Raw genomic sequence first — 14,993 nt, 5'->3', positions numbered from 1 at the left:
CGCAGCCGGAACATGGCAGCGATCCGCGGGCGCGACACGAAGCCAGAGCTCGTGCTGCGGCGTGACCTTCATGCGCTGGGATTTCGCTACAGGCTGCACAGCAAGCATCTTCCCGGCAGACCCGACATGGTGTTTCCGAAGCTTCAGGCGGTCCTGTTCGTCAATGGCTGCTTCTGGCACGGACACAGCTGCGACCTGTTCCGCTGGCCAAAGACGCGCGAAGCGTTCTGGCGCGACAAGATCGGGGCGAATATCGCCCGTGATCAGCGCGCCATCGCCGCGCTGCAGGAAACAGGATGGCGCACTGGCGTTGTCTGGGAATGTGCGATCAAAGGCCGGGGCCGCCTTGAGCCCGCAACGATGATTGCAGCTGTTGCGAACTGGCTGCGTTCGGGCGAGAGTGTACTTGATCTGGGCGGGCACAGCGCCGCCACAGGCCAAGGGGACTGAATGGCGGCACGTGGCTATCTCTCGCAGTATTTCGAAGGCGCAGGCGCCAAAGTGCTGCGTGGCACCGAAATCGATCCGGCTGTTTCGCGCGGGCACGAGTTTCAGGGGGTGGATGCGTTTCGCGTGTTCCTGGGAACTCCGTCGGAGAAAGAGCAGGTCCCGGTCACCTACATCTGGATGGATGACGAACAGGAGGAACCTGACCGACTCGATCTGCATGGCACGTGGTATGACAGCCGGCGCGGCAAGGGACACCGGGGTCCTGAGTATCGCCTCTATTACCCGGCAGCAGCAGAACCGGTCGTCCACCGCGCTCGCGACGGGGATACGCTGTTTCTGTGCATGACCGCTGAACGCAGAGTGCTGGCGATCCTTTGCCCGGCGGGGAGCAGCACCGAACAGAAACTGCTCTGGCTGTTCGGACTGAGCCTGACAGACGGCTACGAACTCAATCAACGCGCGTTGCCAGCCGATGGCGGCCGCGACATCGACCTTGCGGCGAAATTCATCCTCGGCGAGCTCGGGATCGAGCCCGAAGAGCCTGAACCAGATGCGCTGGACAGGCTGGTTGATCGCTATGGCCTGAAGTTTCCTGGCACTGCGGAGTTTTCTGCATTCGCGCGCAAGACACTGAAGGGCATCGATCCGCGTGGGGATCCTGATGCCGCGCTTATCGCCTGGATGGAGCATGAAGAGGCGCTGTTTCGCAGCCTTGAGCGGCGCATCGTAGCCGGGCGGCTGACTGAAGGCTTCAGCGATGGTGATACGGTCGATGTCGATGGGTTTCTGTCATTCTCGCTGTCGGTGCAGAACCGGCGCAAGTCGCGCGCGGGCTGGGCGTTCGGCCATCATGTTGAGGCGATCCTGAGGGCACATGACGTGCGCTATCGCCGCGAGGCCACGACAGAAAAACGCAACGCCGCAGACTTTCTGTTTCCAGGTGAAGCTGAGTATGCCGACCCGGAGTTTCCGGCAACACAACTGACTATGCTGGCCGTCAAGACCAGCTGCAAGGATCGATGGCGACAGGTGCTGGCAGAGGCCGACAGGATATCGCCAAAGCATTTGCTGACACTGGAGCCGGCTATCTCTGAGGCGCAGACGAACGAGATGCAGGCGTCGCAACTTCAGCTGGTCTTGCCAGCTGCGCTGCATGATACCTACCGCGAGCCGCAGCAGGCATGGCTGATAGATCTGGCTAGCTTTTTGAATTTGGTCGATAGGAGAGTACTGTGATGATAGTGATAGCGGGCGGGAAAGCGGAAGTTCGCCGCAGATGCGAAGGGTTTAGACTGATGGCCCAAAGCGGACCCATTCCACCCGCTGAAGTTATGATTTCAAATGCTAGCAAACCCGACTATGCGGATAGCCTATGACCTCTACGAGCTCCAAATTTTAGAGCCAAGAACTCGAAAATAGCTGTTTAAATCAGCTAGTTCAGCAGCTATTGTTGAAGACAGAAGCTTCCTTCATCAGCAGACAACGGAAAGAGACAATCATCTTAGATGGTACACAAATAAGCTATGCAAGCCTTTACAGCGGCTGTGGTGGTCTTGACCAAGGCTTCCATGACGCTGGTTTGAAAGGTGTTTGTGCCATCGACCACGATCAAGCTGCCCTAAATGTCTTGGCCAAGAACATCGGCACAAAGACCAAATGCATGGATTTGGCTACCTTTGGTGAACAGCATCTTCCTCTTCTCGAGGGGGCTGATATCATTGCAGCAGGGCCGCCCTGTCAAGGCTTCTCAACTGCTGGCCCTAACAATCCTGACGACAAACGCAACGATCACGTCTGGAACGTTGCGAGAATCGCAACTTTGGCGAAGCCAAAAGTGGTGGTGATTGAGAACGTTCGAGGATTGTTGAGTGCAAAGAACTCCAAACACTTTGACAAAACTGTCGAGCTGCTGAGAGGAGGCGGGTACTCAGTATCATCGTCGGTCTACAGGCTATCGGACTATGGGATTGCTCAAAGACGGGTGCGAGTATTAATTCTCGCCGTACGGTCATCCGCCCACATCTCTCTGCAGATTCCATGCCAAGAACGTCGTTCAATCGGAGACGTGCTTAACGGTGTTCACGAAGCGTGTGACTTCGATCCGGAACCACTACTCGAAAACTCGACCGACGCCCTGATCGCTCGAAAAATCGCGCCAGGGCAAAAGCTGTCAAATGTAAGGAGTGGTTTGTCGTCAGTTCACACTTGGGACATCCCGGAGGTATTTGGGGCGGTAAGCAGTCACGAGGTGAAACTTCTGGAAACGATCGTTAAGCTAAGACGACAAAACCGAACGCGAGATTTCGGAGACGCTGACCCAGTGTCACTTGTTGATCTCACACAGTTTTTCGGGGCTGATACCCATGACGTCGTCCAAGCCCTAATGCAAAAAGGCTACCTGAGAAGAATAGAAGATCTCATTGATCTTCGGAATACGTTCAATGGAAAGTTCCGTCGCCTGAAGTGGGATGACGTTTCGCCAACCGTTGACACCCGCTTCGGACAACCGAGATACTTCCTGCATCCAGAGCAAAATCGCGGGCTTACTGTGCGTGAAGCGGCTCGGATACAGAGCTTCTGTGATACTTTCAAATTTGATGGAACAAAGACAACCAAGTATCGGATGATCGGAAACGCAGTCCCCCCAAAATTTGCGAAGCTAGTTGCGGGGGCTATCAGTAAAAGTTGGGCCGCGATGTGACTAGGGTGGAATTCAGAGAAGTTTTGCAACGCTGGTGCTTGGAAGACCCTAAAGGTACAGATGGCATCGAGGAACTAAAACGAGACTTGGAGTACTTGGAGCAGGAATTGTTCCATGAGTACGAAGTTACGGAGCATGGTGGCCACGCAAATTTTGGGACTCGTTTAGCCTATTGGATTGGAAACCTTAACAACGACCCTGACCGAAAAGGCTTGTATCGCTTACTTTCGCACCTTTTTTTCATAGGACGCGCAGAACAAAAGGCAGCATATCGAACCGCCTACAGTAAGCACATTATGCAGTGGTTGATGAGGGTGGCGAACATCAATCCATTTCAAGGCAATGCCAATCAATTGTTAGAATTTGAACTAGCGGCGACCAGATATACTGAGGTCACGGACAGCTTTGGTATCCGTGCGTTCTGCACGACAAATCTGATCCAAACTGAAGCTTTGCGCTATAAATGGGAAGGCAACACTACGAACTGGGACGCCGCCACGTTCCGTAGAGAAGTTTTAGACGAAGATAATAATGGCAATTTACGCAGAAGGAACTTGGTTCTCCTTGAGGACTTTGTGGGTTCAGGTTCTCAAATGCTCGATGCCGTAGACCTCGCGGTGTCTTTGGGTCCTGACGTCAACGTTTTGCTGTGTCCTTTGTTTATCTGCCCTGAGGGCGATCGAGAAGCGCGCATCAGAAGCAATGCCGCGAATCACTTTAGCTATAGTCCAGTAATGCAGTTTGACGAACGGTTCTTTATTTCACCCACTGCCGTCGCAGGAGAGCACCCAGACTTCCCGAGGATTAGGAGACTGTTGGAGAAGATTCATCCGCTAATAGAAGGAGGTCCGCAAGAGTACGGGCCATTTGGTTACCGACAAACTGGCGGTTTCATAGTACCCTACACAAACTGTCCAGATAACTCAGTCCCAGCGATACATAAACGGAGAGAAAACTCTTGGCAGCCACTATTCTTGAGAAGCTCTCGGTTGCCGGTATGAAGCAAAACTCTCTAAATCCTTTCAACAGCTTGTACCGCACGGAGTCGATCTCTGCGAGTGAATTTGTGAGTCTGTTCAGCCCCGTACTCCTCAAAGAAAGCTTGGTCCAAAGATTGTTTGAACCCGGTAATGTCGTCCTTTGTGGCCTGCAAGGTTCTGGAAAATCCGCGCTACTCAATTTGCTCGAACCGCAAGTGCTTATTGAGTATCTCAACAATGATCGTGAGTGGCCTCTGCCCCAGCACTGTTCACGCTTCGTGTCCGCGAGCATTACTCTCAGGTCCAGCGGTGCCCTTCTATTTGGACAGAGAGCGATTGAGGGCGTCCCCGAAGGAAATGAGAGAGTTATTGGATTGTACTTTGCGGACTTCCTAAATTATTGGATTGTATCAGATCTGCTTGAGAAAATTGAGCTGCTCTTTTCGTCAAACGGAGAACTATTGGCGTCTAAGATTGGACTAAATACTCACTCCACGCTATTGGACAAGTTTGCAGTTCGCCTGGCCGTTGACGCTTGTTGGCACGGCGCTCTTGACGGCGTTAGCACTTTTGAAAGACTCAAAAATGTGATTGAAGTCAGGATCAGGAAGTATGAGAATTTCTTGAACTATAATTCTGACTTTCCAGAAGAGTTCTCTCGAACAAAAACTGGAGCAGGAGAACCGATCGCTGTAGCAGCAGATTGTCTCCGGAATGTCGGTATCCTCCCCGGTGATGTCCCTGTTCTTGTTACGATCGATCAGTTTGAAGACCTGATGGATTTAGAACAAGACATATCCGAATCCAGACGACCTGTTTTCAGACGGGTCATTTGGAAGATGTTGGGAAACAGGGATGATCGTGTCTCCTACAGAGTAGGCGCCAGGCTGTACTCTCTGGATAAAGGTATCCATAGCCTCAGAGGAAGCGCGACCGTCGAAGAAATGAGAGAAGTGAATGTCGTTAACCTAGACGATTTACTTCAAGGAAGAGAGAATCGCGTTTCACTGTTCCCGGAGTTTTGTGACGATGTCTTGCGACGAAGATTGCTGGAAGCGGGTTATAGCAATGTAGCCAAGAGGGCCGTCCGGCAACTTTTTGGTCCTCGCGCCACACCAGAAATGAAGGTGGAGAAGTTCATCACGAAAAGTAGGGCAAATGTCGTTTCACGAACCGTACCTTTTGACCGAGAGATAAGGGACGTATTGATCGACATCGCAAAACGAGACCCGATCTCTGCAAAATTGGGTGAGGCGTGGATTCGCCAGAACTCGGAGAAGCAAGAGATATCGGCTGGCGAGGTTGCTGAAGAGCCTTGGGCGTCTCGCCAATGGTGGAAGAAAGAGCGCAAACAGCAAGCCCTCTTGCAGGTCTTTTCATCCTGCGGACAAAAAATGGTCTGGTACGGCTCTGGCGATATCGTGAATCTGGCAGGTCGGAATATTCTGACCTTTCTCAGCATGTGCCAGTTTGTTTGGGCGGAGCTTCTACGATCTCTCGATGATGGGCCACTCAACCTTCCAAATGACATTAATCCGCTTACCCAAACGCTGGGGATCAACTCAGCGAGTGACTACTGGTTTCGAAAAATCAAGGCGGAGCCAAAGGGAGGGGATGATCGCAATCGGTTCATAAATGAGCTTGGTAATTTTTTTAGGGAGCAGTTGATTCATGATCGAAACATGTCATACCCGGGGAACAACGGGTTTACGCTTCCACTAAGGAGTGTTGAAGATGAACCTGCTATAGACGACTTTCTTTCGGACTGTGTTGCATTCGGAGTGTTGGAGAGTCGCTCACACACCCCTAAGTCGCGATCTCGTGGTCAAAGTGAAAAGTGGTATCTCTCGCCAATCCTTTCTCCACATTTTCAGATTCCTGCTGCACATACAAAAGAACCATACTACGCGAAGATTGGAGAAATTTCTGCTTGGATGGAGAAATCGGGTGTTGTGACGAGCGGAATCAGCGTGGAAGCGAAAACAATTCATCGCGCCCGTCAAGAGCGGCGAGACACAGATCAGCTTCAGTTTCCATTCGAAGAGTAAGTTAAACGCATGTTGGGAAGTCACGGCGAATTCAGGCCATGGGGCAGATTTGATCAGCTTCTAGAGAGCCAACACGGGTCGGAGTGGTCTTTGATCGCGTGTTGCTCTCACGAATATCGTTGCCGAGCTGTCTTTAATTGCCTTGATGAGTTGGATATTTCAGGCCCACAACTCGTATTCGAGATCATTGACCCACCATCTGTATCGACAAATGAAATTAAGCAAAAGACAGCCGACAACCGAGCATTCATAATTGGCCTTGACTTTCAAGATCAATCGATCACCGTGCACGGCCTGATCGATCCTTTCTCAGGCTATGAGAGGGTTTTGCGTGAGTTCCTGAACAGGATTGGCAATAGAAACCTCATTATTGATATCACCTCACTTCCAAAGAAGGTTTACTTCTTCCTTACGAAGTTGTTGTTTGGCGAGTTTGCTTTGCCGCGAAACATTGTTTTCACCTATGGAGAGCCTAGCACTTATTCTCAGAAACCTTTGGCTGAAAACCCAGACCCTTGGGAAGCTCTGCCAGGATTTCGCATCTCTCCTCGAGATGAAAATAATAGAAAAGTTGTCGTTGGTATTGGCTATGAGCCGCTGGGTCTACCTGATCTTGTGGACGCGGGGCGTTTTGATGAGACTCAAATGAATTTCCTGTTTCCTTTTCCTGCTGAAGCTGACCGGGTAGCTCGGAATTGGCGTTTCATCAGAGGTATTTTCCCCAACCCCGCTTCCGGTCGGCTTTCAGTTACAAGGGTTGATGGGATTAATGTACCTGAAGTATACCAAGCACTACTGGGCATAGGAGAACACGGTGAACAAGGTCTAATACTTGCTCCATTTGGACCGAAGCCAGTCTCCTTGGCGATGGCACTTTATGCGGCAAAGTACTCTCACCATCCAAACCAAACGGGCGTCTATTATACTCAGCCAACCTATTACAACCCCGAGTATTCAACAGGTGTTCGTGAAATCGATGGGCACAGGGTACTGAACGCCTACTGTGTTAAACTTGATGGGCGCTTTGTTTACTAGGGTATTTCTGCTCTGCAGCAAACGACCTCGCCCCCCATGACAAAAGCCAATCGCCGAGTCGATAGTTATCTAAAAGAGGATTCTGAATGTAGTGCCGCTCAGTGTGAGACTGCCGTAAGTATTCAGCTGCAGCGAGTGTCCGAAACCCGGATTGCAGTCGCAGCAATTCAGTCTTATCGGGTCTGCTATGGGCCGAGGCTGTGTAAAAACACCCAGATGTGGTATGCTTCCTGTATCGCGGGAGTGCATGTATGTCAGGTTTCATTGAAGGGGTTGATCGGGATCAGGTGACGCTGTTTCCTGACCGTCTTGAGGATTGGATCGCCGAGGATCACGTGTTTCGAGTGGTCGATCTGTTTGTCGACCAACTTGATCTGGCTGGCCTTGAGTTCACGCGCGCGGCGCATGCGCGGACAGGGCGACCGGGATACCATCCGTCAGTGCTGCTGAAGCTGTTCATCTATCGATATCTCAATCGCATCCCGTCCAGCCGCAGGCTGGAACGGGAAGCCGGGCGCAATGCCGAGGTGATGTGGCTGCTCGGGCGGCTGGTGCCGGATCACAAGACGATTGCCGATTACAGGCGCGACAACGGTGGGGCCATTCGCAAGACTTGCGTGCAATTTGTGGAGCTGTGCCGCCGGATCGGCACGCTGAAGGGTGAGTGCGTGGCCATCGACGGGAGCAAGTTCAAGGCGAAGAATAACCGCGACAAGAATTTCACCAAGGGCAAGATCGCCAACCGCCTTGCGCATCTGGAGGCCGATGTCGAACGCTATATCACCGAGATGGTGCGCATCGACCGGCAGGAAAAAGGCGAGGCGCGGGCCGAGAAGGTCATGCACCTCTCGCAGCGATATGGGCGGCTGAAGCAGGAAATCAAGAAACTCAAGGAGATGGACAAGGCGCTGGTCGATGTGCCGGATGGCCAGATTTCCCTGACTGATTCCGATGCTCGCGCCATGGCCACCAGCGCGCGCAACAGCGGTCTGGTGGGCTACAATGCGCAATGCGCCGTGGACACTGAAACCCGCATCATCGTCACCCATGATGTCACCAACAAGGGGTTCGACCGTGACCAGCTCAGCCCGATGGCGATGGCGGCCAAGGATGCGCTCGGGCGCGAAAAGCTGCATGCTCTGGCCGACAAGGGCTATTTCAGTGGTGCCGAGATTGTCGCCTGCGACAAGGTGGGCATTGCGGTGACCATGCCGCGCCCCGCGACCTCGGGCAATCGCAAGAAGGGCATGCATGTGAAGGCTGACTTCAAATATGATGCCGAGCGCGACGTCTATATCTGCCCGACAGGGGACGAGTTGACCTACCGCTACACGCGCGGAGGAGGACGGGCTTCAGGTCGCGCGCTACTGGACCAACGAATGCCAACACTGCCCTGTGAAATCACGCTGCACCACGGGCACGGAGCGCCGGGTCACCCGGTGGGAATACGAGCATCTGGTGGACGAAATGCGCGACCGTCTGCGCAGTGCCACTGATCCGATGACCCTGCGCCGCAGCACGGTCGAGCACCCTTTCGGCACGATCAAGGCCTGGATGGGCACCACCCATTTCCTGATGCGCCGACTGAAGAACGTGCGCACCGAGATGGCGCTGAACGTGCTGGCCTATAACATCAAGCGCATGATCGCCCTGGTCGGGATCAAGCGGCTGATGGCGCCTATCCCCGTCTGATGGAGTGAAAATCGCCCCAAAACCAGTCAAAACACCCTGATAAGCTCTAACACGCACGCGCGTGGCGGGTTGGGGGCGCCCAGTTAAGCAAAAGCACATCTTCCAAGCCCATCGCACCGCACAGTGGTTTTTGCCGAGAGTTCCCACACAGCCTCGGCCGTAGAACGTCACCCCTCCCATGGTTCCTCCTGGGCCGGATCCGTATACGGGGGGGCTGAGCGCGCAAGTTTTCCAGCGTCTGGCCTTTTCACCGGGGAATCCACTTGGAATCCACCCCGTTAGCCATGCCGAAAATTCTGACTCAATATCAGAAGCTTATACGACCACGCCGCTGGCCAAGGTGGATTCCTTCTGGAAGCCAGGGAATCCATCCGGCGGAATCCAGTGGCCACCAAAGCCACCTCAGGAAGCCACCTGTACGGCGACTTGCCGGAAGGTATTGATTCCAGGCACAAAAATGGTTTGACTTTTCTAGCCCCCTTGACCTATCCCTTGATCATCGAAGAGTTGCGCCCGGAGGATATCCCTCGCGGGCGTTTTTCATTTTCCCTCCCCAGATTCCGAGCCCCGCCCCATGGACCTCGTCTTCGCGCCGAGCCAGATCGAGACTTGGCCGATCGACCGGCTGCGCCCCTATGCCCGCAATGCCAAGATGCATGGCGACGACCAAGTGGCCAAGATCGCCGCCAGCATGGCCAAGTTCGGCTGGACCGTGCCGTGCCTGGTGGCCGACGATGGTGAACTGATTGCGGGCCATGGCCGGGTGCTGGCCGCCACGATGCTGGGGCTGACAGAGGTGCCGGTCATTCGTCTGGCGCATCTGGACGAAGCCGAGCGTCGCGCTTACCGCATCGCGGACAACAAGCTGACCGAGCTGGGCGACTGGGACGAGGCTATGCTGCGCGACGAGATCGCGGGGCTGTTGGCCGAGGCTTTCGACCTGACCCTGCTTGGCATCAGCGATGATGACCTCGACGCCTTGCTGCGAGACCCCGAGGCGCTGGGCGGCGATGGCCCTGTCGAGGGCGAGGACGATGTGCCCGAATTGCCGGTCACGCCGGTGTCGGTGTCGGGCGACCTGTGGCAGCTGGGGCCGCACCGGCTGATCTGCGGCGACAGCACCTCCGCCGATGTGGTCGGGCGGTTGCTGGGCGATGTGCGCCCCCTGCTGATGGTGACCGACCCGCCCTATGGCGTCGAGTATGACCCCTCATGGCGGAACCAGGCTGGCGCGGCCAAGACGAGACGCACCGGCAAGGTGCTGAACGACGACCGCGCCGACTGGCACGAGGCATGGGCTCTGTTTCCGGGCGACGTCGCCTATGTCTGGCACGGCGCGCTGCACGCCGCGACCGTGGCCGACAGCCTGTTGGCGGCGGGTTTCGTGATCCGGTCGCAGATCATCTGGGCCAAGGACCGGCTGGTCCTCAGCCGAGGCGATTACCACTGGCAGCACGAACCCTGCTGGTATGCGGTGCGCGCCAAGGGCAAGGGCCACTGGTCCGGAGACCGCAAACAGACGACGCTGTGGCAGATCGCCAATCGGGATCAAGACGCCGACACCGTGCATGGCACGCAAAAGCCGGTCGAATGCATGCGCCGCCCGATCCTGAACAATTCCAGCCCCGGGCAGGCGGTGTATGAACCCTTCATGGGATCCGGCACAACGCTGATTGCTGCCGAGACAACAGGCCGTGTCTGTCTCGGGGTCGAGTTGAACCCGGCCTATGTCGATGTGGCCATCGAGCGCTGGCAGGCCTTCACCGGCGAGGACGCCGTGCTGGCAGAGACCGGCGAGACATTCGCCACCCTGAAATCAAAGCGGCTGGCGGCATGACGATGCAGCTGCGCCCGAGCCAGATCGCGTTCTGGCCGCTGGATCACCTCAAACCCTACGCACGCAATGCCAAGACACATGATGCGCATCAGGTTGCCAGGATCGCCGCCAGCATGGCCGAGTTCGGCTGGACCGTCCCCTGCCTCGTCGCTGCCGACGGCGAGCTGATCGCAGGCCATGGCCGCGTCCTTGCTGCCGCACAGCTGGGGCTGGCCGAGGCGCCCGTCATCGTGCTGGACCATCTGACCGAGGCGCAGCGCCGCGCCTATCGCATCGCAGACAACAAGTTGACGGAGATGGGCGGGTGGGACGAGGCGCTGCTGCTGGAGGAACTGCGCGGGTTGCTGGCCGAGGATTTCGACCTCGGGCTGATCGGGATCCCCGAGGATGAGCTGGACGCGCTGCTCCACGATGCCGATGACAATCGCACGCCGATTGACGATGACACGGCCGACACCATCCCCGAGCCCCCGGCGGAACCGATTACGCGACCGGGTGATATCTGGGCGCTGGGCGACCATCGCCTGATCTGCGGCGATGCCACCGACCCGGCGGTAGTTACGCGCCTGATGGTCGGGGCGCAGGCCTCGCTCCTCTTCACCTCCCCACCCTATGCGCAGCAGCGCGATTATGGCGCGGCGAAGGAGAAGGTGGGCGATTGGGATGCGCTGATGCAGGGTGTGTTCGCCACAGCGCCGGTCAGCGCCGATGCTCAGCTACTGGTCAACCTCGGCCTCGTCCATCGCGACGGCGAATGGATCCCCTATTGGGAGGACTGGACCCTTTGGATGCGCGCGCAGGGCTGGCGGCGCTTCGGCTGGTATGTGTGGGATCAGGGGCCCGGCCTGCCAGGCGATTGGAATGGACGCCTGGCCCCGTCGCACGAGTTCATCTTCCATTTCAACCGCGCGCCCCGCAAACCGCACAAGACCGTTCCATCCAAGCACGCGGGCGAAACCCTTGGCGGCGGCGGCCTGCGCGGGGCCGACGGCACGGTCCACGCCAAGACGGGCACCGGCAACGCGATCCAGAGCCACCGCATTCCGGACAGCGTCTTCCGCATCATGCGCCACAAGGGCGGGCTGGGCGCGGCCGGATCGCACCCAGCCGTGTTTCCGGTGGCGCTGGTCGAGGCGGTGCTGGTGGCATTCACCGATCCGGGCGACCTGGTGTTCGAGCCCTTCTGCGGCTCCGGCACCCAGCTGATCGCTGCGGAACGCACCGGGCGGCGCTGTTTCGCGGTAGAATTGGATCCTGTGTATTGCGACGTCGCCGTCCGGCGGTGGGAGATGGCGACCGGGCGAAAGGCGCAATTGGAAAATCGCAACGAGACAAAACAGTAATGATCATCGACACCCCGATCTGGCGAAACGCCGACCTCATACGGATCATTCCGATCACGCGCGCGGACCTGAACCAGGCCATATCTCGAAATGACTTTCGGCCTGAAAACACGCCGAAGCCGGGACAGGCGCGCTGGTACAGCTGGAGAGACGTAGTCGCAATTGCGGTGGCACAGGACTTGCGCAGGCTCGGCTTTGGTCCGTCCATCGCATTTGGGCAGGTGCAAGAACACCTGTCTCCGTTTCTGCGGGGCAGCATTGACGCGCCGGACGACTGCGCTGGGGTGCTTTGGCTTATCCGCCCGAGTGATGACCATTTCAACATCGAGACCACGTGTGAGTTCCTGCGCCACACCGAATACGATGAACTCCTGATCACGCCGAACAGGAGCGCCTGCATCATTGTGAATGTCGGCAGGATCTCGGCACGCGTGCTCAATGACCTGCAGGCGACAGAGACCGCCAAGGTACACCGTGAGGAATTACAGATCACAGGACCGGTAATGTGAGTCAGTCGCGCCGCATGTCACTGATCGAGGCCATCACCAATGTCGCCGTGGGCTATGCGCTGGCGGTCGCGACGCAGATCGTGGTGTTTCCATGGTTCGGGCTGCATCCCAGCCTTGGTGAGAACATGGCGCTGGGCGCGATCTTCACCGCGATCTCGCTGATCCGGGGCTACGCACTGCGCAGGCTGTTCGAACGCTGGACGCATTTGTGATGCAGTGGTCAGCCAGAATGCAGATGTCGCCCTGCGCGAGACCTGATATTGACGTGGGCATGATACGCTTTTTCGACATGTTCCTCGGTCGCTCGACCGCAATGCGCGCGCTGGATGATGCGCTCCGGGCTGCGGGCCTGCATCCTCTGATCGTGCCGGAACCTGTCAAACTGACCGTGATTCAGCTGACGAAGAGGCATGCCGCCGCGCAAACGCAGGAAGCCGCTTTCGCGGATGCCGCGCAGCTGCTGGCCTATTGCATCCTCGGGCATGAGCAATTCGCCGACAGCAACAGCTCCGAGGAAGCCGGGCGCGCGGATCAGCGTGTGGAGGCCGCGATGGACGAAGGCGACACACTGGACGCGAAACTGATCCTGCTGGCGTTTCATGCCGGGCTGATCTCACCCGAGGTCGCGGATCGGGTTGAAGTCGACGAGTCTGAGGGCTGAGAAATCGGCATATCGCCGAATTTTGGGCGCATTCCTGCAGTAACGGGATGAAAACCCCGAAAGACGGTGCGTGAGATGACCCAGCCAGTGGCAGTTCTTGTGGACGGCGACAATATCAGCGGAAAGAACGGCGCGGCCATCCTTGGCATCAGTAAAGAGCACGGTGATCCGATTGTCGTGCGGGCCTATCTGGACGCGCAGCGGGCCTCCGACTGGCACGGTGCCATCGGGTATAGGCTGGTCCATGCCGGGTCGGGCAAGAATGCATCCGATATCCTGCTGGCCATCGATGCGATGGACCTTGTTCATGCAAAAACGGCAACACGCTTCATCATCGCGTCCTCGGATGGCGATTTCACGCATCTTGCGGTGCGATTGCGCGAACTCGGTGCCAAGGTGATCGGTGTTGGTGAAGCGAAAGCGCCGCATATGTTCAGGGCAAGTTGTTCGAGTTTTGTCGAACTGGGCGCGAAACCGACAGTGAAACTGGTGCCCAAAGCGCAATCAGGTATCGCGGATATGGACCTGAAAATCCGGGCCATGATTGCTGAACACAGCAAGAAGGGGGCTGGCATGCGCATTGCTGATCTCGCCCCGAGAATGCATGTGGCGTATGGGATCAAGATCAGCACATTGCCGGAAAAGACCTGGCGCAGCTATCTGAATGCACGGCCCGCTCTGTTCGATCTTGATCCGCGCGGCCCTGACGCAATGGTGAGGTTCCGGCCAGAGGGTTTTGCAGCCGTCGCCTGACAATTTGGCGCTTACCCGATCCTGTAAACTGATCCACGACCTTCCTCTTTCGTGGAATTGATGTTTAGCCCCAGCTTCTTCTTCAGCGCTCCGGAAATTGCCCCCCTCGCGGTGTGCGCTTGCCACGACGTCGCCTCGACAATCTCGGCAATGGATGCGCCCTCCGGCCGCTGCAGCAGCGCGATGATCTGCGCCTGCTTGGTGCCAGCGCGGATGGCGACGGGTTTCGGCGTGTCGCTGGTCACTGTCGTCGGCGCGAGCTCTGCAACCATCTGCGGCTTCCCTTTGCGCGCGCTGGCAACGGCGCTAGCCGCGACTGGCTCGATCCCGATGGCGGCCAGCCCGGCTTCGGTGGCGATCAGCGTGGTGCCGTGACCATCGCCGGTTTCGCGCCAAAGCGGCTCGCCTTTGCGCAGGTCGGCATCGACCTCCTCAACCCAGCCATTGGTGATCATGCGATTGACGGCCATCTTGGCGGCTGCGCCATGCAGTCCCTCGGGCAGTGGCATGGCCAGATTACCGGGGCGTGTGGCAGCACGGCTGAGGATGATGGTCTGGGTGTCGGTCAGTTTGGGCATCTGTGCCTCCTGTCGTGATGGGGATTTCGGGGTTGCGTCAGTCGCTCTCGGCCATGCTTGCGGCGACGGCGAAATGCTGAACCCAGCCGGTCAGATAGGGCAGGCCCTCGGGGATGCCCTCGTCGCGCTCAGTCTGACGCGAGATGCGCCAGTCCTGCCATCTGCGGATCGCGGATTTGATCGCGGTCTCGCTGTCGATCTTACAGCCCACCATGTTGCCGACGACATCATCTGCGAAATGGCGACCCATGCGGCTGTCCAGAAAATCGCGGATGCCGATCATTTCCTCTTCGGTGGTGGCGCGGATCGCTTTGGCGATCAGGGTCGCGGCCAGCACCCAGACCTCCACGCTGCGCCGGTCGCGCTCGGGGCAAGTCGTCAGGGTGCCGAAGAACCCGTGGTCGGG

At 57.0% G+C, this 14,993-nt stretch carries 14 protein-coding genes and 1 pseudogene; 13 read left to right on the top strand and 2 right to left on the bottom strand.

The genetic code is table 11. The features are described 5' to 3' along the window. Window positions 1–12 precede the first annotated feature (12 nt). The 13 genes and pseudogenes from EV660_RS17210 to EV660_RS17150 all read left to right on the top strand — a co-directional run bounded on the left by EV660_RS17210 (window position 13) and on the right by EV660_RS17150 (window position 14,009). Entirely contained in the window at window positions 13–450 is a 438-nt protein-coding gene (locus EV660_RS17210) for a very short patch repair endonuclease (RefSeq protein WP_232727341.1), read from the top strand. Next, window positions 451–1,686 carry a type II restriction endonuclease gene (locus tag EV660_RS17205; RefSeq protein ID WP_071480075.1) on the top strand — a complete coding sequence of 412 codons (1,236 nt, stop codon included), beginning with the start codon at window positions 451–453 and terminating at the stop codon, window positions 1,684–1,686. It begins immediately after the preceding gene. Between the two features lie 214 nt (window positions 1,687–1,900). Beyond that, the gene (locus tag EV660_RS17200; RefSeq protein WP_157798885.1) at window positions 1,901–3,151 is read left to right on the top strand and encodes a DNA cytosine methyltransferase; all 1,251 of its coding nucleotides are present in this window, start codon (window positions 1,901–1,903) and stop codon (window positions 3,149–3,151) included. Further along, on the top strand, window positions 3,136–4,152 hold the full coding sequence (locus EV660_RS17195; protein WP_071480073.1) for a phosphoribosyltransferase-like protein: 1,017 nt from the start codon (window positions 3,136–3,138) through the stop codon (window positions 4,150–4,152). The genes EV660_RS17200 and EV660_RS17195 overlap by 16 nt, the downstream gene beginning before the upstream one ends. Further along, window positions 4,110–6,179, top strand: a complete 2,070-nt coding sequence (locus EV660_RS17190) for an ORC-CDC6 family AAA ATPase (protein ID WP_134014103.1) — start codon at window positions 4,110–4,112, stop codon at window positions 6,177–6,179. Before EV660_RS17195 ends, EV660_RS17190 begins: the two co-directional genes overlap by 43 nt. Window positions 6,180–6,329: 150 nt before the next feature. After that, window positions 6,330–7,214 (top strand): hypothetical protein, encoded by an 885-nt coding sequence (locus EV660_RS17185; RefSeq protein ID WP_134014101.1) that lies wholly within the window; start codon window positions 6,330–6,332, stop codon window positions 7,212–7,214. Window positions 7,215–7,465: 251 nt separating this feature from the next. Continuing rightward, window positions 7,466–8,906: pseudogene (locus EV660_RS17180) on the top strand (IS1182 family transposase). A gap of 574 nt (window positions 8,907–9,480) precedes the next feature. Next, window positions 9,481–10,743 carry a site-specific DNA-methyltransferase gene (locus tag EV660_RS17175; protein WP_071480070.1) on the top strand — a complete coding sequence of 421 codons (1,263 nt, stop codon included), beginning with the start codon at window positions 9,481–9,483 and terminating at the stop codon, window positions 10,741–10,743. Next, window positions 10,740–12,086 (top strand): site-specific DNA-methyltransferase, encoded by a 1,347-nt coding sequence (locus tag EV660_RS17170; RefSeq protein ID WP_071480069.1) that lies wholly within the window; start codon window positions 10,740–10,742, stop codon window positions 12,084–12,086. Before EV660_RS17175 ends, EV660_RS17170 begins: the two co-directional genes overlap by 4 nt. After that, window positions 12,086–12,595 (top strand): hypothetical protein, encoded by a 510-nt coding sequence (locus tag EV660_RS17165; protein ID WP_071480068.1) that lies wholly within the window; start codon window positions 12,086–12,088, stop codon window positions 12,593–12,595. The genes EV660_RS17170 and EV660_RS17165 overlap by 1 nt, the downstream gene beginning before the upstream one ends. Further along, window positions 12,592–12,807, top strand: coding sequence for a DUF7220 family protein (locus EV660_RS17160; protein ID WP_071480067.1), 216 nt, complete (start codon window positions 12,592–12,594; stop codon window positions 12,805–12,807). Before EV660_RS17165 ends, EV660_RS17160 begins: the two co-directional genes overlap by 4 nt. Window positions 12,808–12,866: 59 nt before the next feature. Beyond that, on the top strand, window positions 12,867–13,256 hold the full coding sequence (locus tag EV660_RS17155) for a hypothetical protein (RefSeq protein ID WP_071481956.1): 390 nt from the start codon (window positions 12,867–12,869) through the stop codon (window positions 13,254–13,256). A 75-nt stretch (window positions 13,257–13,331) separates the two neighbouring features. After that, window positions 13,332–14,009, top strand: coding sequence for an NYN domain-containing protein (locus EV660_RS17150; protein WP_071481955.1), 678 nt, complete (start codon window positions 13,332–13,334; stop codon window positions 14,007–14,009). A gap of 11 nt (window positions 14,010–14,020) precedes the next feature. Here the strand turns inward: EV660_RS17150 and EV660_RS17145 are convergent, their stop codons facing one another. Beyond that, on the bottom strand, window positions 14,021–14,587 hold the full coding sequence (locus tag EV660_RS17145; protein ID WP_071480066.1) for a DUF3489 domain-containing protein: 567 nt from the start codon (window positions 14,585–14,587) through the stop codon (window positions 14,021–14,023). Window positions 14,588–14,624: 37 nt separating this feature from the next. Then, window positions 14,625–14,993 (bottom strand): hypothetical protein (locus EV660_RS17140; RefSeq protein ID WP_134014098.1); only part of this gene is annotated, 369 nt, incomplete at its 5' end.

Origin of the sequence: Roseinatronobacter bogoriensis DSM 18756 (assembly GCF_004366635.1) — a bacterium.
Lineage (GTDB): Bacteria > Pseudomonadota > Alphaproteobacteria > Rhodobacterales > Rhodobacteraceae > Roseinatronobacter > Roseinatronobacter bogoriensis.
This window is presented reverse-complemented; position numbering and strand designations above follow the sequence as displayed.